Source organism: Microbacterium sp. str. 'China' (genome assembly GCF_002993305.1).
Taxonomy (GTDB): domain Bacteria; phylum Actinomycetota; class Actinomycetes; order Actinomycetales; family Microbacteriaceae; genus Microbacterium; species Microbacterium paraoxydans.
The window spans coordinates 1298091-1316989 of sequence record NZ_CP027434.1 but is presented as its reverse complement, the minus strand read 5'-3'; the positions used below and the strand labels follow the sequence as shown (position 1 = coordinate 1316989).

The 18899-nt window shown below is 71.3% G+C and carries 17 protein-coding genes; 9 read left to right on the top strand and 8 right to left on the bottom strand.

Going from position 1 to position 18899, the window contains the following annotated elements:
- Positions 1-35: 35 nt before the first annotated feature.
- Complete coding sequence (gene secA / locus C6C15_RS06190; RefSeq protein WP_105950774.1) at positions 36-2840, bottom strand: preprotein translocase subunit SecA; 2805 nt, start codon at positions 2838-2840, stop codon at positions 36-38.
- A gap of 189 nt (positions 2841-3029) precedes the next feature.
- On the opposite strand from secA, the gene C6C15_RS06185 reads away from it, so the two are divergent.
- Together C6C15_RS06185 and C6C15_RS06180 are read left to right on the top strand one after the other, a co-directional pair.
- Positions 3030-3662 (top strand): PadR family transcriptional regulator, encoded by a 633-nt coding sequence (locus C6C15_RS06185; RefSeq protein WP_083371053.1) that lies wholly within the window; start codon positions 3030-3032, stop codon positions 3660-3662.
- A gap of 80 nt (positions 3663-3742) precedes the next feature.
- Positions 3743-5071: a hypothetical protein gene (locus tag C6C15_RS06180; RefSeq protein WP_105949564.1), complete on the top strand. Its 1329-nt coding sequence runs from the start codon at positions 3743-3745 to the stop codon at positions 5069-5071.
- Positions 5072-5135: 64 nt separating this feature from the next.
- Here the strand turns inward: C6C15_RS06180 and hpf are convergent, their stop codons facing one another.
- The 5 genes from hpf to mtrA all read right to left on the bottom strand — a co-directional run bounded on the left by hpf (position 5136) and on the right by mtrA (position 10745).
- On the bottom strand, positions 5136-5792 hold the full coding sequence (gene hpf / locus C6C15_RS06175) for a ribosome hibernation-promoting factor, HPF/YfiA family (RefSeq protein ID WP_105949563.1): 657 nt from the start codon (positions 5790-5792) through the stop codon (positions 5136-5138).
- A 131-nt stretch (positions 5793-5923) separates the two neighbouring features.
- The gene (locus C6C15_RS06170; protein WP_060923276.1) at positions 5924-6571 is read right to left on the bottom strand and encodes a ComF family protein; all 648 of its coding nucleotides are present in this window, start codon (positions 6569-6571) and stop codon (positions 5924-5926) included.
- Positions 6572-6662: 91 nt separating this feature from the next.
- Positions 6663-8381: an LpqB family beta-propeller domain-containing protein gene (locus C6C15_RS06165; protein WP_105949562.1), complete on the bottom strand. Its 1719-nt coding sequence runs from the start codon at positions 8379-8381 to the stop codon at positions 6663-6665.
- Complete coding sequence (gene mtrB / locus C6C15_RS06160) at positions 8378-10057, bottom strand: MtrAB system histidine kinase MtrB (RefSeq protein ID WP_071328285.1); 1680 nt, start codon at positions 10055-10057, stop codon at positions 8378-8380. Before mtrB ends, C6C15_RS06165 begins: the two co-directional genes overlap by 4 nt.
- Before the next feature lie 7 nt (positions 10058-10064).
- Entirely contained in the window at positions 10065-10745 is a 681-nt protein-coding gene (mtrA, locus tag C6C15_RS06155; RefSeq protein WP_025103044.1) for an MtrAB system response regulator MtrA, read from the bottom strand.
- A 95-nt stretch (positions 10746-10840) separates the two neighbouring features.
- Here mtrA and C6C15_RS06150 point away from each other — a divergent pair, with 95 nt between their 5' ends.
- The 5 genes from C6C15_RS06150 to C6C15_RS06130 all read left to right on the top strand — a co-directional run bounded on the left by C6C15_RS06150 (position 10841) and on the right by C6C15_RS06130 (position 16320).
- Positions 10841-12172 carry a glycerophosphoryl diester phosphodiesterase membrane domain-containing protein gene (locus C6C15_RS06150; RefSeq protein ID WP_234024224.1) on the top strand — a complete coding sequence of 444 codons (1332 nt, stop codon included), beginning with the start codon at positions 10841-10843 and terminating at the stop codon, positions 12170-12172.
- A complete protein-coding gene (locus C6C15_RS06145; RefSeq protein WP_105949561.1) occupies positions 12139-12810 on the top strand; it encodes a DUF4129 domain-containing protein in 672 nt (223 codons plus the stop codon). Before C6C15_RS06150 ends, C6C15_RS06145 begins: the two co-directional genes overlap by 34 nt.
- Positions 12807-13991 carry a DUF4350 domain-containing protein gene (locus C6C15_RS06140; RefSeq protein ID WP_105949560.1) on the top strand — a complete coding sequence of 395 codons (1185 nt, stop codon included), beginning with the start codon at positions 12807-12809 and terminating at the stop codon, positions 13989-13991. Before C6C15_RS06145 ends, C6C15_RS06140 begins: the two co-directional genes overlap by 4 nt.
- A gap of 97 nt (positions 13992-14088) precedes the next feature.
- Positions 14089-15012 carry an AAA family ATPase gene (locus tag C6C15_RS06135; protein ID WP_231919692.1) on the top strand — a complete coding sequence of 308 codons (924 nt, stop codon included), beginning with the start codon at positions 14089-14091 and terminating at the stop codon, positions 15010-15012.
- Positions 15013-16320 carry a DUF58 domain-containing protein gene (locus C6C15_RS06130; RefSeq protein WP_060921726.1) on the top strand — a complete coding sequence of 436 codons (1308 nt, stop codon included), beginning with the start codon at positions 15013-15015 and terminating at the stop codon, positions 16318-16320.
- A gap of 16 nt (positions 16321-16336) precedes the next feature.
- Here C6C15_RS06130 and C6C15_RS06125 read toward each other — a convergent pair whose 3' ends face one another.
- Positions 16337-17329 (bottom strand): stage II sporulation protein M, encoded by a 993-nt coding sequence (locus C6C15_RS06125; RefSeq protein ID WP_105949559.1) that lies wholly within the window; start codon positions 17327-17329, stop codon positions 16337-16339.
- 16 nt (positions 17330-17345) lie between these two features.
- Between C6C15_RS06125 and C6C15_RS06120 the strand changes: the two genes are divergently transcribed.
- Positions 17346-18155, top strand: a complete 810-nt coding sequence (locus C6C15_RS06120) for an RDD family protein (protein WP_105949558.1) — start codon at positions 17346-17348, stop codon at positions 18153-18155.
- Positions 18156-18184: 29 nt separating this feature from the next.
- On the opposite strand, the gene C6C15_RS06115 is transcribed toward C6C15_RS06120, so the two are convergent.
- A complete protein-coding gene (locus C6C15_RS06115) occupies positions 18185-18391 on the bottom strand; it encodes a DUF3499 family protein (protein WP_025103036.1) in 207 nt (68 codons plus the stop codon).
- A 78-nt stretch (positions 18392-18469) separates the two neighbouring features.
- Between C6C15_RS06115 and C6C15_RS06110 the strand changes: the two genes are divergently transcribed.
- On the top strand, positions 18470-18895 hold the full coding sequence (locus tag C6C15_RS06110) for a hypothetical protein (protein ID WP_234024223.1): 426 nt from the start codon (positions 18470-18472) through the stop codon (positions 18893-18895).
- Positions 18896-18899: the final 4 nt, after the last annotated feature.

The window sequence follows — 18899 nt, the reverse complement described above, 5'->3', positions numbered from 1 at the left end:
TCCGCACGGACTGGCCCTCCTCGTCACCCGAAGGCCTACTTCTTCTTCTTGCTCTGCGCGCGCCGCTGCTCGCGGTTGCCCGCCGCCGGGGCGGCCGCCTCCGTGCGCTGCCCGAAGGCGCCGCGCGGGGCGTCCTCCGGCTCGGCCTGCTGCGGAGCCTGCGCCCGAGCCGCAGCCTGGCGCATCCGGTCGGTCGCGGCCTGCTGCACCTGCCCGCGGTCGTTGCGGACCTCGACCTCGCCGGCGTCGTTCGCCGCCGAGTACTCCAGGCGCTGCTCTCCCCCGTCGGTGGCGAGCCCCTTGGCCTCGACCTCCGCCGTCTCGGCGTCGCCGGCGCGACGGACCTCGACCTCGAGGTTGTAGAGGTAGCCGACCGACTCCTCCTTGATCTGGCCCATCATCGACTGGAACATCGCGTAGCCCTCGCGCTGGTACTCGATGAGCGGATCGCGCTGCGCCATCGCCCGGAGGCCGATGCCGTCCTTGAGGTAGTCCATCTCGTACAGGTGGTCGCGCCAGCGGCGGTCGAGCACCTGCAGGACGACGCGACGCTCGAGCTCGCGGGTCGCGGCCTCGCCCAGCGACTCCTCGCGCTTCTCGTAGGCGATCTTCGCATCCGAGAGCAGCTCGCGCGTCAGGCCCTCGGCGGTGATGCCGCCCTTGCGTCCTGCGGCCTCCGACACGACCTCGTCGATCGTGACGCTCACCGGGTACAGGGTCTTCAGCTCGGTCCAGAGGGCGTCGAAGTCCCAGCTCTCGTTGTGGCCCTCGCCGGTGTGGTCCTTCACGACGCCGCTGATCGCGTCCTCGATGAAGTGCTGCACCCGATCGGCGATGTCGTCGCCCTGGAGGATGTGGCGGCGGTCGGCATAGATCGCCTCGCGCTGACGGTTGAGGACGTCGTCGTACTTGAGGACGTTCTTGCGCATCTCGGCGTTGCGGGCCTCGACCTGCGACTGCGCGCTGCGGATCGCCCGGGACACGAGACCCGACTCGATCGGCACGTCGTCAGGGAAGTTCGTGCGGGCGAGGATCGCCTCGGCGGCGCCGGACTGGAACAGCCGCATGAGGTCGTCGGTGAGGCTCAGGTAGAAGCGGCTCTCGCCGGGGTCGCCCTGGCGACCGGACCGACCGCGCAGCTGGTTGTCGATGCGGCGCGACTCGTGGCGCTCGGTGCCGAGCACGTAGAGGCCGCCGGCTTCGATGACCTTCTCGGCCTCCTCCTCGACCACCTTCTTCATGGTCTCGTAGGTCTCGTCCCACGCGACCTCGTACTCCTCCGGCGTCTCCACCGGGTCGAGTCCCTTCGCCTTGAGCTCCTGCACCGCGAGGAACTCGGCGTTTCCGCCGAGCATGATGTCGGTGCCTCGTCCGGCCATGTTCGTCGCGACCGTCACGGCGCCGAGGCGGCCGGCGCGGGCGACGATCTCCGCCTCACGGGCGTGGTTCTTCGCGTTCAGGACCTCGTGCTTGACGCCCTTCTTGGCGAGCAGGCGCGACAGGTACTCGCTCTTCTCGACGCTGGTGGTGCCGACGAGCACCGGCTGCCCGCTCGCGTGGCGCTCCGCGATGTCCTCGACGACCTGCGCGAACTTCGCGGCTTCGTTCTTGTACACCAGGTCCGGCTGGTCCTTGCGGATCATCGGCTTGTTGGTCGGGATCGGGATGACGCCGAGCTTGTACGTCGACATGAACTCGGCGGCCTCGGTCTCGGCGGTACCGGTCATGCCGGCGAGCTTGTCGTAGAGGCGGAAGTAGTTCTGCAGCGTGACGGTGGCGAGGGTCTGGTTCTCGGCCTTGACCGGCACCCCCTCCTTCGCCTCGATCGCCTGGTGGATGCCCTCGTTGTAGCGGCGTCCCACGAGGATGCGCCCGGTGTGCTCGTCGACGATCATGACCTCGTCGTTCATCACGACGTAGTCGGTGTCCTTCTTGAACAGCGCGAGCGCCTTGATCGAGTTGTTCAGGAACGAGATGAGCGGCGTGTTGGCGGACTCGTAGAGGTTGTCGATGCCGAGGTAGTCCTCGACCTTCTCGATGCCCGGCTCCAGGACGCCGACGGTGCGCTTCTTCTCGTCGACCTCGTAGTCCTCGCCGGCGACGAGCGTGCGAGCGATCTTGGCGAACTCCGCGAACCAGCGGTTCGCCTCGCCGGAGGACGGCCCGGAGATGATGAGCGGCGTGCGCGCCTCGTCGATGAGGATGGAGTCCACCTCGTCGACGATCGCGAAGAAGTGCTCGCGCTGGACGAGGTCCTCCTTGCGCCAGGCCATGTTGTCGCGGAGGTAGTCGAAGCCGAACTCGTTGTTCGTGCCGTAGGTGATGTCGGCCGCGTACTGCTCGCGGCGCACGGCGGGCGTCTGACCGGACACGATGATGCCCGTCGTCATGCCGAGGGCGCGGTAGACACGGCCCATGAGCTCTGCCTGGTAGCTCGCGAGGAAGTCGTTCACGGTGATGACGTGCACGCCCTCGCCGGCGATCGCGTTCAGGTACGCGGGGAAGGTGGCGACGAGGGTCTTGCCCTCACCGGTCTTCATCTCGGCGATGTTCCCGAGGTGCAGGGCGGCGCCACCCATGATCTGCACGTCGTAGGCGCGCATGCCGAGCGTCCGTTTGGCGGCCTCGCGCACCGCGGCGAAGGCCTCTGGCATGAGCTGGTCGAGCGTCTCGCCCTTCTCGTAGCGGGCACGCAGCTCGGCGGTCTCGTTGCGCAGCTCGTCGTCCGTGAGCTGGGAGATGTCCTCCTCGAGGGCGTTCACCGCCTTCACCACCTGGTTCAGACGGCGGATGATCCGCCCCTCACCTGCGCGCAGCAGCTTCTCAAGAGGATTCGCCACGGATGTCATCTCCCTGTCATTGGGTCATTCGCCGGCCGCCGTGAGGCGAGCGCCAGGCATACTTTGCCATGTTACCGGCCTGTGACCTCCACGTCGCCTGCATGGGTCCGCCGCGCCGCGTCCGGGAAGTTGCCCGGTATGCATATACTCGGCACTGCTTTCCATCCGCCAGCTTTCAGGAGACCGGTCATGTCCGTACGCCAGAGCCTGCTCGCCATCCTCGATCAGGGCCCCTGCTACGGCTACCAGCTGCGCCACGAGTTCGACCGCCGGACCGGATCGACCTGGCCGCTCAACGTCGGCCAGATCTACAACACCCTGGAGCGGCTCGAGCGCGACGGGCTGGTCCAGCGCGGGGAGGCCGACGAGCACGGCCACGTCTACTGGCGCATCACCGCAGCGGGCTCGGCCGAAGCGGCGCGCTGGCTCGCCGCTCCGGTGCTCCGCGCTCCGGCGACGCGCGAGGAGCTCGCCGTGAAGCTCGCGGTCGCCGCGACGTTGCCCGGAGTGGACGCCGCGACCATCCTCCGCCGCCAGCGGGACGCCTCGCAGCAGCGGCTGGAGGAGCTGCGCCGCACGCCCTCCCCCGGGCTCGCGGCGGGCAGCCCCGAGGATCTCGCGTGGTCGCTCGTCCTCGACTCGCTCGTCTGCGCCGCGGAGGCCGAACTCCGGTGGCTCGACCAGGCGGAGGCCCGACTCGCGCAACACCCCCATCCCGAGATGGCCCTGGAGCTGACCACCGAACGCCCCAAGCGAGGACGCCCCGCGAAGGCGGCGCCCTCACCCGTCGCCGGCGGCGATCCCGTCGCCCTCCCTGCCTGAAGCACCAGCCCGCGGTGCCGGCCGTTCGCCTGGAGCGGATGCTCAGCCCGCGCACGCGCCCGGGAAACTAGGATCGGCACATGGCTGGATTTTGGGGCAGACGCAAACGCGAACAGGAAGAACTCGCCGCACAGGACGCAGACCTCGCCCGGCGTGCGGAACAGGCACTCGTCGCCGCCGACGAGCGCATCCGCACCACCTCCGACGAGCTCGTCTTCGCGGAGGCCGAGCTCGGCGAGTCCCTGACCGCCGACCTCAAGGCCGCGCTGCTGTCGGTGCGCACGCACCTGCGCGAGGCCTTCCAGCTCCACCAGCTCAACCACGACGAGATCCCGGACACCGACGAGGAGCTGCGCACGCGGAACGCGCGCATCCTGCAGCTCTGCGACTGGGCCCAGGACCTCCTCGACGAGAAGACCACCGTGCTCGCGGAGTCCGTCGCGAAGGTGCGGCGCGCGCCCGAGATCATCGCCCAGGTCCGCGCGGACGCCGAGGCGCTGAGCGCCCGCATCCCGCAGACGGACGAGACGGTGTCCCGGCTGTCCGCGCGCTACTCCGACTCCGCCATGCATCAGATCACCGCCAGTGCGGCCGAGGCGGAGCAGCTGATCCGTTTCGCCACCCACAGCGCCGACATCTCGGAGCGTCGCCGCGCCGCGAAGCAGAACGAGGAGGCGAACCTCGCGCTGGAGACGGCCACCGAGGCGACGCGTCGCGCCGCTGCCCTGCTCGACGCGGTGGAGGACTTCGAGATCGAGGCCCTGCGCGCCGAGTCGACCCTGGCCGAGGTCATCGCCGACTCCCGCAACGACCTCATCGCCGCCCGGACCGCTCCCTCCACGCCCGCCGTGGCGGAGGCCGTCGCCCGACTGCAGGCGGCCCTGGCCGCGCTCACCCCCTCGGGCCAGCCCAACGACCCGTTCGCCGAGCTCTCGCGTCTGCGCGAGGCCAACGCCGGTCTCGACGAGGCGATCGCCACGGCCCGGCATCGCGCCGAGAATCCGCTGCCGAGCATCGCGCAGGTCCAGCACGCGATCGACGACGCCGACCGCCAGCTGGGCGTCGCCCGCGGGCTCATCGCCGGACATCGCGGATGGATCGGCGCCGATGCGCGTACCCGTCTCGCCGAGGCGGAACGACTCCGCGTCGATCTCCCGGCCCTGCTTCCTGCCGAAGAGACTCGCGAGGCGGCGCTCGCCCAGGCCCGCCGGGTCGCGCACCTCGCCGCGGAGGCCCTCCAGCTCGCGCAGCGGGACATCGACTCGTCCCGCCCGCAGGATCAGGACTGGGGCGGCGGCGGCTGGGGCGGCGGTCCGCGCCGCGGCGGCGGGATGGGTGGCGGCGATCTCGCCTCCGGCATCCTCGGCGGGCTCGTCATCGGCAGCATCCTCGACGGCATCTTCGACTGACGCCGTCCGGTCCCCGCACGAGAACGGCCCGACCCCCGCGGGGGTCGGGCCGTTCTCGGTCGTATCAGGAGGCGAGCGCCTCGGCGGGCGGAGCCTGCGTGCTCAGAGCGATGACTCCGTAGTCCCAGCCCTTGCGGCGGTAGACCACGCTCGGGTGGTCGGTGCGCGCATCGACGAAGAGGAAGAAGTCGTGCCCGACGAGCTCCATCCGGTCGACGGCCTCCTCCACCGTCATCCACTCCGCCTCGAAGCTCTTCGTGCGGATGACGACAGGCGAGTAGTCCTCCTCCTCCTCGCTCTGCACCGGGATGCTGCCGGTCGCGACCGCGTGCAGCACCTCAGCGGAGGCGGGCTGCACGTCGATGCCCTCGAGCGAACCGCTGCCCTTCTCGAAGTGCGGGCCGCGCGGATGCTGTCGTCCGTCGACGCGCTTCTCTTTCGCGCGGCGCAGCTGCTCCGTCATCTTGTCGATCGCGAGGTCGAGCGCCACGAACTTGTCGCCGTCGACGGCCTCGGCACGGACCACCGGGCCCTTGCCGACCAGCGTCAGCTCGACCGTCTCGTCCGGGATGCGCCCGTTGCGGTAGACCCGGTGCGTGACCTTCACCTCCAGTCGTTGCGCCTTGGCGGCGAGTGTCTGGATCTTGGCGATCTTCTCTTCGACGACGGTGCGGAAGCGATCGGTGATGCCCACTCCGACGCCCACGATGCTCGTTTCCATTGCTGCCTCCTTGTCCCGGTCCACCCGGCCAAGGGCGGACCGTGGTCGCCTTGTGACACCCCACCGTAGTCCGACCCGCGCCGGATGTCACGGCCTGAGACCCTGTGTCTCCGGTGAGTCTCCGATGAACCTCATCCGGATTCGGTCGGCGACGGCGTGGCGGCGAGCGCGACGGCCCCGACGACGACGAATCCGACGGCGGTGAGCGCTCGCGTGGACTCGTCGAGCGTGGCCCCCGTCGTCACCACGTCGTCCACCAGGACCGCAGGCGCACCGTGCCCCTGTCGGCGCGCGCGCATCGCCCCGCGGACGTTGTCGGACCTCGCCGCAGCAGGCAGCTCCCGCTGATCCCGCACGCGACGGGTGACGGCGAGGACGCGTTGCGGCTCCACGCCCGCGCGCCGCACCAGGAGCTCGGGCACGCGGTAGCCGCGCCGGCGGAACGCGGCCCGCGAAGTGGGGACGGGGATCACCCACGCCCCCGGCACGAGGGCGGGCAGGAGCACAGCGGCGAGTGCGGCGCCCAGCGGCCGGGCCAGCACGGTCTGCCCCGCTCCCTTCAGCCGCCGGATGCAGGAAGCGGCCGGGCCGTCCAAGACCAGGGCGGCTCGGACCCGCAGCCCGTCCGGGGTACGCACCTCCCGCGGCACGGGAGCGAGCGCGCCCAGGCAGGAGTCGCACAGCACGGTACCGGGATGCTCGCACCCCGCGCAGCTCGCCGCGAGCAGCAACGCCCCGGTCTCCGCGGCGAGCGCGCCGATCCGTGTCGTGATCCCCATGCGGAGATCCTGCCGCCGGAAACGTGCTCGCGTGTCATCCCGTGGCAGCGGTGAGATCGATCGAGCGGGATCCCGTTCCGTGCAGGAAGGGTCATTCGCCGGCGCGTGTGGCGAGGACGGATACCTCTTCGGCGATCTCCCGCCACGCCGAACCGGCGTGCGCGAACAACTGCCCCGTGGTGTCCAGGATGCGCACGCCCGCAGGAGTCCTGGCACCGGCGATGGACGCGGCATCGCTGGGCGCGCTCTCCGCCGATGCCGGTCCGCCGACCGGCTGCACGATCAACCGGGGCGTCGTGGAGTCCGTGAGCACGGCAAGCCGATCGGGTCCCAGCCAGACGAGCCCGGTCGACGGCTCGGTGAGCTGGATGAGCTGTCGTACCTCACCGAGCTCTGTGGGCACCCCGGCGCCGTCCCGGACGATCGCCGCGACGACGACCCAGAGCTGGCCGCCGACGCGCACCACCGCCGCGACCCTGGCGCCGTCCGCGGCGACCCGGATGTCGGAGATGGCCGACGCGTTCGGCCACGCGCCGGCGACCTCGTGCCCGACGACGTCCGGGCCGACCGCGAGCAGTGCCTGCGGCGCTCCCGTGGGCACCGACCACACGTAGCCATAGGGATCGAGGGACGGCTGCACGAGACCCGGGCGCGCGTCCAGCTCGTTGCGGGCATCCTCGGTCACCAGGTACACGTGGCCGTCGTCCAGCTGCAACGCGGCGGTCGCATCGTCCGCGGCCACGTCGATCGCCGAGATCGGCTGCGGAACGGCCTGGATCTGCGCACTGATCCCGGGGATCGACGCGATCTCGTCGCCGACGATGCGACCGAACCTGCCGTCCTTCAGCACGAGCGTCCCCGGCTCCGGCGTGGTGCCCACGACGTCGACGACCCCCGCATCGAGCGCTCGGCCGTCGACGCTGAAACGCACCTGGGTGACGTTCACCCCCGCGGCCTTCAGAGTGGCTTGCAGCTGTGTGCGCATCCGGGCCAGGGTGGTGTCGTCCAGGCTCGCCGCGGGGCGCGTCAACGCCACCTCCGCCGCCTGCCCCGTGATCAGCACCGCGTCCTGGGCCAGCTGGACGTCTGCGGGGAAAGCCGTCTGCACAGCCGGATCGAGCCACTCCGCCGGCGTCCCGCTGACGAGTGCCTGCGTGACGGTCGTCGCCGGACTCTGGCGCCGCGGGAACCATCGCATGTCCGGGACCAGCCGCGACCAGCGCGCATCGAACCATTGCAGCGAGTATCCCTCGAACACGTTCGGGAACCTGCTCTGGTCGATCACCACGCCGTCCGGTGCCTCGGTGATCCGCCACTCGCCGTCCTCGCCACGGGCGAGAGCGAACGGCACGCTCGAATCGCCGGGGGCGCCGCTGTACGCCCCGGAGTCGTCGACGCTCGCGACCAGCTCGAGCAGGACCTGGACCTCGGCCTCCTCGGCGTCTTCGACCTGGTCGTCGGCGAGGTCGGAGGTGAACGTGCGGGCTTCCGGCCCGGCGTCGATGGAAACCCCCGCCGAAGGCCGCCAGCTGCGCTGCAGCGGCGGTGCCAGGAACTCCCGGGCCGTCGCCCAGTTGTCTGAGGTGGTGATGCCGGCTTCGAGGAACCCCTCCACGATCTCTTCCGGCCCCGCCCCCGCCACGGGACCGGAGGCCACCGGGAGCACATCGACGTCGTCAGGCGACTCCCCCAGCTCCAGTCCGACGGCGACGTCTCCGCTCGTCGGCAGCCCGGCGCACGCGGGAAGCAGGAGCGCGACCAACGCCAGTGCGGCGCCACGGACGAATCGACTCCTCATGCGCGTGCTCATGACTGATCCTTCCCGTCGAGCAGATCGGAGTACGCCTCGGCGATGGAGATCGGCTGCGTGGCATCGCCGAGTTCGGCGAGCGGCTCCTGCGGCTCCACCGGGATCGGGCTCGGACCGTCCAGCACTCCGTCGTGGCGCGGGATGGTGAGCACGAAGTGCGAGCCGACGCCGAGCTCCGACCAGACCGCCAGGGTCCCGCCGTGGAGTGTGGCGTCGCCGAGGGCGATCGACAGACCGAGCCCCGTGCCGCCGATGGTGCGCTGACGCGACGGATCGGCCCGCCAGAAACGATCGAACACCCGTTCCGCGTCCCCGGGGTCCATGCCGAGCCCGAAGTCGCGGACACCCGCCGCCACCGCATGCTGGTTGCTGTCCACCGTGACGACGACCGGGCGTCCCTCTCCATGCTCGATCGCGTTGCCGATGAGATTGCGCAGCACCCGCCGCACGCGGCGCGGGTCCATGTCCACCGGCGAGTAACCCCCCGGCGCCACCAGGCGGACCTCCGTGCCGTGTCCTTCCGCGAGCGGCCGCATCTGCTCGATGACGTCCTCGGCGAGCTGCGCGAGACTCGTCGCCTCCAGCTCGAGCTGCACGGACCCCGCGTCGTAGCGGCTGATCTCCAGCAGGTCGGCCAGCAGCGTGTCGAACCGCTGCACCTGCGCGTGCAGGAGCTCGGCGGTGCGTGCGGTCGTGGGGTCGAACTCGTCGCGCTGGTCGTTGAGCATGTCGGCGGCGAGGCGGATCGTCGTCAGCGGGGTCCTGAGCTCGTGCGACACGTCGGACACGAAGCGCTGCTGGACCATGGACAGCTCGCCGAGCTCCTTGATCTGCGCCTCGATGCTGTCGGCCATCGCATTGAAGGAGCGGCCGAGGGTCGCGAGCTCGTCCTCGCCGTGCACCTCCAGCCGCACCCCGAGATCGCCCGCCGCGAGCCGTGCGCTCGTCTCCGCTGCCTGGACGATCGGAGTGGACACCGTCCGCAGCACGATCCAGGAGATGGCCGCGACGATGGCCACCAGCCCGATCCCGGCGATCCACAGGGTGCGCTGCACGAAGACGAGGGTCTGGTCGGCGTCGGCGAGGTCGTAGGCGAAGTAGATCTCGAAGGATCCGGCCTGCGGCACCTGGAGCTGCTGCCCCACGACGATGCCCGGCACCACGCCGCCGTCCTCCGTGGGCAGGGCGACGGACTGCCAGGCCTGCCGGTCGTCGAACTCGCGAACCCTGGCCTGCAGCTCGGGGCTCAGCAGATCCGGCGTGAGCCCGGCGGTGAAGCCGTTGAGCCGGACCGCCCCCGAGCCGTCCTGGATCTTGAAGCCGGCGAGCAGGTCGGCACTCGACGTCCGGGAGAGGGTGTCGGGGATGCCGTTCCACAGATCGGTCAGAGCGGCGGGATCGTCGCCCACCTCCGCCACGTCCAGGAGCGACTGCGCCTGGTCCACCGCTCGCCGTGCGTCCTCCAGCGCGACGTTCTTCCGGGACACGAAGAGGTCGTTCTGGATGACGAGCGCCATCGTGACGCACGTGATGAAGATCGCCAACGACGTGGCGACCAGGGTGATCGCGAGGGTGCGGAACCGGAGCGACCGTCGCCACAGCGCCGCCAGCACGTCCGGCCAACCGCGCCAGTCGCGGAGGACGGCGACGGCCGTGGTCGCTGTCGTCGCGGCCATGGGGTCCCTAGGTGACGCTGCCGGCGCGGTAGCCGACGCCGCGGACCGTCATGACGATCTTGGGGTTGTCCGGGTCGAGTTCCACCTTCGCCCGCAGGCGCTGCACGTGCACGTTCACGAGCCGGGTGTCGGCCTTGTAGTGGTAGCCCCAGACCTGCTCGAGGAGCATCTCCCGGGAGAACACCTGCTGGGGCTTGGAGGCGAGGGCCACGAGGAGCTGGAACTCCAGCGGCGTGAGGGCGATCGGCGTCGTCCCGCGGCGCACCTCGTGCGCGTCCACGTCGACGGTGAGGTCGCCGATCCGCAGCTGCTCGCTGGAGGCCTGCGGCGTCGGCCGCAGCCGGGTGCGGATGCGCGCCACGAGCTCCTTGGGATTGAACGGCTTGACCATGTAGTCGTCGGCCCCGACCTCGAGACCGCGCACCACGTCTGCCGTGTCGCTGCGTGCCGTCAGCATGATGATCGGCACCCCCGACTCGGCGCGGATCCGCGTGCAGATCTCGATGCCGTCCATACCGGGGAGCATCAGGTCGAGGAGCACCAGGTCGGGACGCTGCGCGCGCCACTCGTCGACGGCGCGCGCGCCGTCCGCGCAGAACACCGGCTCGAATCCCTCCGTGCGCAGCACGATGCCGATCATCTCGGCGAGCGCGGTGTCGTCGTCGACCACAAGGATGCGTGAGGTCATAACTGTTACCTTATGGCACCGAGTCCCGCCCTCCGCAGGTCTGCGCCTCAGCGCGAGGATATGACACGATGGGAGCGCACGACGGAGGGAGGCCCGTGAGCGGCCAGACGTGGACCCCAGCTCCCCGGAAGGGCATCATCCCCCTTCACCCGCTGACCTTCGGCATGCTGCTGGGCAAGGCCTTCGCGGCGCTGCGGCACAACCCCAAGGTCCTGTTCGGGTTCGCCGTCGTCATCCAGCTCATCGTGGTCATCGCCACGGCCGGGGTGATGGGCGTCGTCCTGTTCACGACGTTCTCCCGGTTGGAGACGGTCTCCCCCTCCTCCCCCGACTTCGAGGCCGTGTTCGCCGGCACGATCGCCATCAACCTCCTCGCCGGACTCCTCGTCGGGCTCGCGTCCATCGCGTTCACCGCGATCATGCAGGGCGTCGTGGCCGCCGAGGTCGGCTACGCCACGGTCGGCGTCAAGGCCACGCTGCGCATGCTGTGGCGCCGGATGGCCCCGGCGTTCTGGCGGCTCGCGGGTTTCGCGTCCCTCTCGGTGGTCGCCCTCTTCGGCGGCCTCGCGATCGTCGCGGGTGTCATCGGCGCGCTCATCGCCGGCGGCCTCGGCGGCACCCCGGAGATGATCGGCATCGTCGTGCTCGTCGTGGTCCTCCTGGGCCTGGCCGCGATCCCGCTCACGGTGTGGCTGTCGACCAAGCTGCTGCTCGTGCCCTCGATCCTCGTGCTGGAGCGCGCCCGCTTCCGCGAGGCGTTCGTGCGGTCCTGGCGCCTGACCCGCGGCCGCTTCTGGGTCGCATTCGGCGTGACGTTCCTCATCAGCCTGATCATGGGCCTGGCGATGCAGGTGGTCAGCTTCCCGACCGCCATGCTCTCCTCGTTCCTCGGCACCGTCATCGCGCCGACCGGCGCCAGTGAGCCGAGCGCGGTGGTCGGGTACGTCTTCGCCCTCCTCGCCCCGCAGGTTCTCCTGCTGATCCTGCAGGCGATCGCCATCGTCGTGCAGAGCACCGGCGGCGTGCTCGTCTACCTCGACTGCCGGATGCGCTACGAGGGTCTGGACCAGGCCCTCCTCTCCCATGTCGAGCGCCGCGACTTCGGCGTCCCCGAGGAGCAGCTCGGCGATCCGTTCGCGGTCGATCCCTCGCGAGCAGTCACCAGTGCTCCCCCGCCGCGCCAGGTGCCGGAGCACGTCATGATGACGCAGGCATACGGTGCCCCCGGATACGGCACCCCCGGGTACGGTCCCGCGGCTGACGGTCCCCCCGGGTACGCGCCGCCGCCCGCGCCCGGCGCGCAGACGGCGCCGGCCGCTCCCCCCGCTTTCGCTCCGCCGCCCCCGCCCGCACCGGCGCCTCCGGCCTCACCCCCCGCCGAGGCGGGAGGCGGATGGACGGCTCCGGGCGGCACCCCGCAGCCATGATGCGGCGCTTCGACGACGTCTTCGTCCCGGACGGGGACGAGGCACGACGCTGGGCCGAGGAGGAGCTGTCCAACCCGCGGTACGCGGACGCCAAGCCGACCTGGTTCGATCTGCTCGCCCGCGATGTGATGCGATTCCTCACCGACCTCTTCAGCGGGGACAACGGGGCGAACGTCGGCCCGACCGCACTCATCGTCGTCACGGTCCTCATCGCCGCGGCCCTCGTCACCGCGCTGATCGTCTGGGGACGACCCCGACGGTCGCGAGCGGTCCGCCGCCCCCAGGGAGACCTGCTCGGCGCCGCCGACGATCGCAGCGCCGCTCAGCTCCGCGCCGATGCCGAGCGCAGCGCACGCCAGCAGGACTGGGACACCGCCGTCGTGCTCCGGTATCGCGCGATCGCCCGCAACCTGCTCGAGCGCGACCTCATCGATCCGGCGCCCGGCGCGACCGCACAATCGCTCGCCCGCTCCGCGAGCGCGGTGTTCGCCGATGAGGCGGACGCCCTCCGGCACGCCGCCGCATGCTTCGACGATGTGCGCTATCTCCGGCACCCGGCCACCGAGGACGACTACCGGCACCTCGCGGCGACCGACGAGCGCCTCCGTGCCCGCCGCCCCGAGGAGGTGCCCGCATGACGACGACCGCACCCGACCTCGCCGCCGGCGGCACCGCCGAGCGTCCGCGGCGTCGCACCGCCTCCGTCCTCGGATGGCTCCTCGTCGCGGCACTCGTGATCACGGTCGCCCTCGCGGCCTCCCAGCTCGCAGCGAGCGGACCCGGCGCGCGCGGCACCCTCGATCCGGAGAGCCGCTCGGGAACCGGCGCTCTCGCCCTGGCCGAGATCCTGCGGGATCAGGGGGTCGAGGTGGAGGTCGTCCGCTCCCGGGCCGCAGCCGTCGCCGCTCTCGACGCGGACAGCACCCTCGTCTTGACCAACCCCTACACCCTCTCGGACGACGCGCTGGCGGATCTCCTCGCCCCGGCCGACCGTGTCGTCTTCCTCTCCACCGGGACGCACCTGCTGAGCGAGCTCGCCATCGGTGAGAACGCCTCCGGCCCGGCGTCGCCGCGATCAGCCGGGTGCGCCATGCCCGCCTTCGCCGAGGTCGGCGACATCCGCCCCGATCGGCTCTTCACCCCCGCCGACGGCGTCACCGGCTGCTTCGGCGAAGACGGCGCCGCGGCCGTCCTCGTCGACGAGAGGAACGGATACCGCGCGGTCGTCGAGGGAGTGAAGCTGTTCAGCAACGCGGCTCTCGCCGAAGACGGCAACGCCGCGCTCGCCCTCGCCCTGCTCGGGCAGACCGACCGGGTCGTCTGGTACGTGCCTTCCTTCGAAGACACCGATATCGAGACCTCCTCCCCCGACACCCTCGGCACGCTCACCCCCGAATGGGTCACGCCGGCGATCCTGCTGCTGCTCACCGCCGGCCTCGCCGTCGCAGTCGCCCGAGGCCGGCGATTCGGTCCGCTCGTCGCCGAGACGCTCCCCGTCACCGTGCGTGCGTCGGAGACCATGCACGGACGCGCCCGCCTCACCGCCAGGGCCGCCGACGCCCCGCACGCCGCCGAAGCGCTCCGAGAAGGCACCCGAAGACGACTCGCGCGACGTCTCGGGCTGGCCGTGCATGCGGACGCCGACGAGATCGCCGACGCCGCCGCCGATCGCCTCCGGATCCCCCGCGGCACACTGCAGAGCCTTCTGGCGGGGCCGCCGCCCGGCGATGACGCCGCGCTCGTCGCCCTCGCCCGACGCCTGGACGAGCTGGAGACAGCCGTGGAGACGAGCACACAGTCCCCGGGAAGCCGCTCATGAGCATCCGTCCACCCCGCATCCCTTTCACGACCGAAGCCGAGGAGACCCCGTGACCGACGAGAACAGTCCCGCCGACGACGCCGCACTGCGGCAGGCCATGCACCGCGTCCGCACCGAGGTCGACAAAGCGGTGGTGGGCCAGGCCGGCACGGTCACCGGCCTGCTGGTGTCGCTCCTGGCCCGCGGCCACGTGCTGCTGGAAGGGGTGCCGGGGGTGGCGAAGACCCTCGTCGTGCGCTCGTTCGCACGCGCATTGGGCCTCGACACCAAGCGGGTACAGTTCACGCCCGACCTGATGCCGGGTGACGTCACAGGGTCTCTCGTCTATGACGCCCGGACCGGGGAGTTCGACTTCCGCGCGGGACCGGTCTTCACCCACATCCTGCTGGCGGACGAGATCAACCGCACTCCGCCGAAGACCCAGGCGGCGCTCCTGGAGGCGATGGAGGAACGCCAGGTCTCGGCGGACGGCGTGAGCCGCGCGCTGCCCGACCCCTTCCTCGTCGCCGCGACGCAGAACCCGATCGAGCACGAGGGGACGTATTCGCTGCCGGAGGCCCAGCTCGACCGCTTCCTGATGAAGCTCGTGGTCGGCATGCCGGAACGCGATGCCGAGGTGGCCGTGCTCCGGCGCCATGCGCAAGGCTTCTCCCCGCGCGAACTCACGGGAGTGGAGGCGGTGATCGGCGCCGACGAGATCCGCGCCGCCCAGCGCGCCGCAGCCCGGGTGGACGTGACCGACGACGTCCTCGGCTATGTGGTCGATCTGGCCCGGGCGACCCGGCAGTCGCCATCCGTGGAGCTCGGCGCCAGCCCGCGCGCCTCGACCGGCCTCCTCGCCGCGGCGAAGGCCTGGGCGTGGCTGAACGCCTCCACCGCTGTGACCCCGGACCACGTCCAGACGATGCTCGTCCCGGTGTGGCGGCATCGCCTGCAGCTCCGCCCCGACGCCCAGATGGAGGGCGTGTCCGCGGACGCCGTGCTGACGTCGGTGGTCCAGCAGACCCGGGTGCCGATCTAGGTGTTCGTCACGGGCCGTCTCGCCGTCGCCCTCGCCGTCGGCATCGTGCCGCTGGTCCTCGCCGGACTGGCGGGCTTCCCACCCTACGCCGTCCTGGGCGGGTGGATCGGTCTCTGCGTCCTCCTCGTCGCCGTCGATCTCGTCTTCGCAGGCGACCCGCGCGCGGCGACCGTCACCCGTCGTGTCCCGTCGCGCGCGCGCCTCGGCGAGTTGATCCCGGTCAGCGTGGCGGTGCAGAACCGGGGGACGCGGATGCTCGACGTCCTCCTCCGCGACGCCTGGCAGCCCACCGCGGGAGCGCCATCCGAGCGGCAGCACCTGCGCGTCCCGCCCGGCGAACGACGGCGGGTGGACATCCCCCTGCGTCCGCGGCGCCGGGGCGAGCTCGTCAGTGCCTTCGTCGCGCTCCGTTCCCGAGGGCCCCTGCGGCTCGCCGGCCGACAGGCGCAGCACCCCGTCCGCGGCGCGATCCGCGTGCTCCCCGCCTTCACCTCGCGCAAGCATCTGCCCTCCCGGTTGGCGCGCCTGCGCGAGCTCGACGGCAACACGAGCATCCAGGTCCGCGGCCAGGGCACCGAGTTCGACTCGCTGCGCGAGTACGTCCGCGGCGACGACGTGCGCTCCATCGACTGGCGGGCGACGGCGCGGGCGGGCACGACGATGCTCCGCACGTGGCGTCCCGAGCGGGACCGGCATGTGGTCCTCATCGTCGACACCGGGCGCACGGCTGCCGCCAGGGTCGGTGACGGCACGCGGCTCGATGCGGCGTTGGAGGCGGCGCTCCTGCTGTCGGCGCTCGCCGCACGGGCGGGGGATCACGTCCACCTCCTCATGCACGACCGGGTCACCCGGGCACGGGTGACCGGAGTGGACGGCGCCGCGCTCCTGCCCGCGCTCACCGATGCGATGGCTCCGGTGCACGCCCGCCTCGTCGACACGGACTGGCATGCGGCCTTCGCGGCGGTGCGCACGCTGACGACGCGGCCGTCCCTCGTCGTCGTGCTCACCGCTCAGGACGCGGCCGAGTCCGCCCGGGGCTTCCTCGGGGCCTTCCCTGACGCCTCGCGCGCGACGACGGTGCTCGTCGGGTCGGTGACCGATGACGGCATCGCCGCGCTGGCCCGCGCCCGAGGATCACGCGAGGACGTCTATCTCGCCGCCGCCGCCGAGCGCACGCTCCGGGACGCCGAGAACGTCGCGGACGCGATCCGTCGGGCCGGCGGCGAGGCCATCGCCGCGGACCCCGAAGACCTCCCGCCGCGGATCGCCGACCGCTACCTCGAGCTCAAGGCGGCGGGGCGGCTCTGACCGCGGACGCCGACCCTCACCCGGCGACGAGCCGCGGCGTGCCGGACTCGTACTCCACGAGATCACCGGTCTCGCCGCGACGAGAAGCGCGTCGGCCGATCACGAGCATGTAGATGAGGAAGACCGCGAGGGCCGCGGCACCGATGCCGATCTTGACCGGCCAGGGCAGGGCCCATCCGGTGACGAAACCCTCGACGAGTCCGGAGAGGAAGAGCGCGAACACGAGACCGAGGGCGACGGTGGCCAGCGCCCTGCCCTCCTCCGCGAGCGCCTCGCCGCGCGTGCGGTGGCCCGGGGCGACCCAGGCCCAGAACATGTGCAGACCGGCGGCCGCAGCGACGAAGATGCACGTCATCTCGAGCATGCCGTGCGGAAGGATGTACAGGACCATGAGGTCGGCCTTGTCGTGGACCGCCATGACCGCACCGGACGTGCCCAGCCCCATGGCGTTCTGCACGAGCATGTAGACGGGCCAGATGCCGGTCACCCCGAACAGCACGCACTGCATCGCGATCCAGGCGTTGTTCGTCCAGACCATGCCCATGAACACTGCTGCCGGGTTCTCGGTGTAGTACCCCGTGAAGCTCTCGTCGGCGTACTGCTGAAGGGCGTCGGGCGGCCCGAGAGTGGCGACGAGGGCGGGGTCGCTCGCGATCCAGGCCGCGGTGCCGACGGCGACGGCCACGAAGGCGAGAGCGATGACGAGGGTCGTCCACCGCAGCCGGTAGAGGGCTGCGGGCAGTTGGAGACGGAAGAACCGCGACGTCTGCGTGAGGATGCTGTCGGCAGCACCCGTGAGCCGGAGCCGCGCGCGCACGAGGATCGTGGAGAGGTAGGCGCCTTGCGGCGACTCCCCGACCGACGTCTTGAGCTCCGCGAGATCGGCCGAGGCGGCGCGGTACCGCACGATGAGCTCATCGACACCGGCGCCGTCCAGACGGGCGCGACTGAGGGTGTCCAACCGTTCCCATTCGGACCGGCGCGCATCGGTGAGGGCATCGGCATCCACCTGATTTACTGTACTCATGTCCGCGCAGATCGACGTCTCCGACGAAGTGCTCTCCGGGGAGGCGGTCGCGATCGACGTCCAGCCCGTGGGGTTCCTCCTTCGGGCGGCCGGGGCCGTCATCGACATGTTGCTCGGCTATGCCGTCTTCGTCGGGTCGATCCTCCTGCGCATCTGGCTCCTCGACATCGGCGTGCTCGACCCGGCGACCGACCGCATCGCCCTCGTGGCTTCCCTCGTCATCAGCTTCGTGATCCTGCCGATCACGATGGAGGTGGCGCTGAAGGGACGGAGCCTCGGAAAACTCGCCGTCGGCGGCAGGATCGTGCGGATGGACGGCGGAGCCGCCGGATTCCGCCACGCGTTCATCCGCGCGCTGCTCGGCGTCCTGGAGATCTACCTCACCTTCGGCGGCCTCGCCGTGCTCGTCGGCGCCTTCACGGCTCGATCCCAGCGGCTGGGCGACCTCGTCGCCGGCACGTACAGCCAGCGGGTGCGCACTCCGAAGCTGGTCACGCTCGCACCGGTGCTGCCTCCGCAGCTGACGGCGTGGGCACAGGCGGCCGATGTGGCGCGCCTGCCGGACCGACTCGCCCGGCGCATCTCGCAGTTCCTCGTGAGCGCTCCCCGCATGCTCCCGGCTGCGCGGGAGCGGGTAGCCCGCGATCTGCTCACCGAGGCCGCGCCCTTCATCTCCCCCCTACCGGCTGCGCCGCCCGAGCTCGTCCTGGTCGGTGTCACCGTTCTCCGGCGCGAGCGCGAACGCCGCGCGCTCGCCAACGCGGACCGGCGCGCGGAGCGCCTGACCGGTCGCCGTCTCAGCGTCTGACGGCCTCGCCGGTCAGGGGCGGTCCGCGCTCATGCGCGCAGCGCCTCGTGGCGGACGACGAGCCATCCCGCGGGGACCGAGAGCCGGTCGGCGTGCGGCGCGCAGAGGTCGTGCGCCTGCGGATCGTTCGCCGCGCCGAGCGGGCCGAGTGCGGCCATCTGGTCGCCGTAGTCATACGTGAGGGTGGCCACGGCCTCGCGCGCGCAGCCGACCTTCGAGCACAGTCGTCCGTCCATCCCCGTCAGCGTACGACTCCATCCGACCGCGGCGGCGGTGCCGCGCCGGAAGCGGCCGCTGCGCCTAGACTTTTCGACATGCCCCGTCGCCGTTCCGTCCCCGCCTCCGCCGCTCGCCGCGGTGCCAGGCACGGCCGACACGGCCGCCTCGGGCGAAGCGAGGTCGTCAAGCCTCCGCTCGCCCCTTTGGATGGGCGCATCGATCGCTTCGATCTCACCGTCGGCACCGCGGTCGAGTTCCTCCGCGGGACGTGGCCGGAGCTCCAGGACGTCCGGTTCGAGATCGGTGCGCTGCCGTCGTACGACGCCGACGGCGAGGTGCCGCGCTGGCATCTCGACCGTGAGCAGCGGAGGATCGTCCTCTTCCGCATCCCCATCGAACGCCTTCTTCCGCCCGGTCACGACGACGCCGCGCATCGACGGATGGCGATCGAGAGCGCTGTCTTCCGCGCGGCGGCCGAGTACGTGGGCCGGGAGCCGTGGGATCTCGGCCACGACCACTGATCCG

Excerpts from the sequence above, each read along its gene's own strand:
- C6C15_RS06185 (WP_083371053.1), top strand. The coding sequence starts at position 3,030 with ATGTCCGTACGCCAGAGCCTGCTCGCCATCCTCGATCAGGGCCCCTGC.
- C6C15_RS06180 (WP_105949564.1), top strand. The coding sequence starts at position 3,743 with ATGGCTGGATTTTGGGGCAGACGCAAACGCGAACAGGAAGAACTCGCC.
- hpf (WP_105949563.1), bottom strand. The coding sequence starts at position 5,792 with ATGGAAACGAGCATCGTGGGCGTCGGAGTGGGCATCACCGATCGCTTC.
- C6C15_RS06170 (WP_060923276.1), bottom strand. The coding sequence starts at position 6,571 with ATGGGGATCACGACACGGATCGGCGCGCTCGCCGCGGAGACCGGGGCG.
- C6C15_RS06165 (WP_105949562.1), bottom strand. The coding sequence starts at position 8,381 with ATGAGCACGCGCATGAGGAGTCGATTCGTCCGTGGCGCCGCACTGGCG.
- mtrB (WP_071328285.1), bottom strand. The coding sequence starts at position 10,057 with ATGGCCGCGACGACAGCGACCACGGCCGTCGCCGTCCTCCGCGACTGG.
- mtrA (WP_025103044.1), bottom strand. The coding sequence starts at position 10,745 with ATGACCTCACGCATCCTTGTGGTCGACGACGACACCGCGCTCGCCGAG.
- C6C15_RS06145 (WP_105949561.1), top strand. The coding sequence starts at position 12,139 with ATGGACGGCTCCGGGCGGCACCCCGCAGCCATGATGCGGCGCTTCGAC.
- C6C15_RS06140 (WP_105949560.1), top strand. The coding sequence starts at position 12,807 with ATGACGACGACCGCACCCGACCTCGCCGCCGGCGGCACCGCCGAGCGT.
- C6C15_RS06135 (WP_231919692.1), top strand. The coding sequence starts at position 14,089 with ATGCACCGCGTCCGCACCGAGGTCGACAAAGCGGTGGTGGGCCAGGCC.
- C6C15_RS06120 (WP_105949558.1), top strand. The coding sequence starts at position 17,346 with ATGTCCGCGCAGATCGACGTCTCCGACGAAGTGCTCTCCGGGGAGGCG.
- C6C15_RS06115 (WP_025103036.1), bottom strand. The coding sequence starts at position 18,391 with ATGGACGGACGACTGTGCTCGAAGGTCGGCTGCGCGCGCGAGGCCGTG.
- C6C15_RS06110 (WP_234024223.1), top strand. The coding sequence starts at position 18,470 with ATGCCCCGTCGCCGTTCCGTCCCCGCCTCCGCCGCTCGCCGCGGTGCC.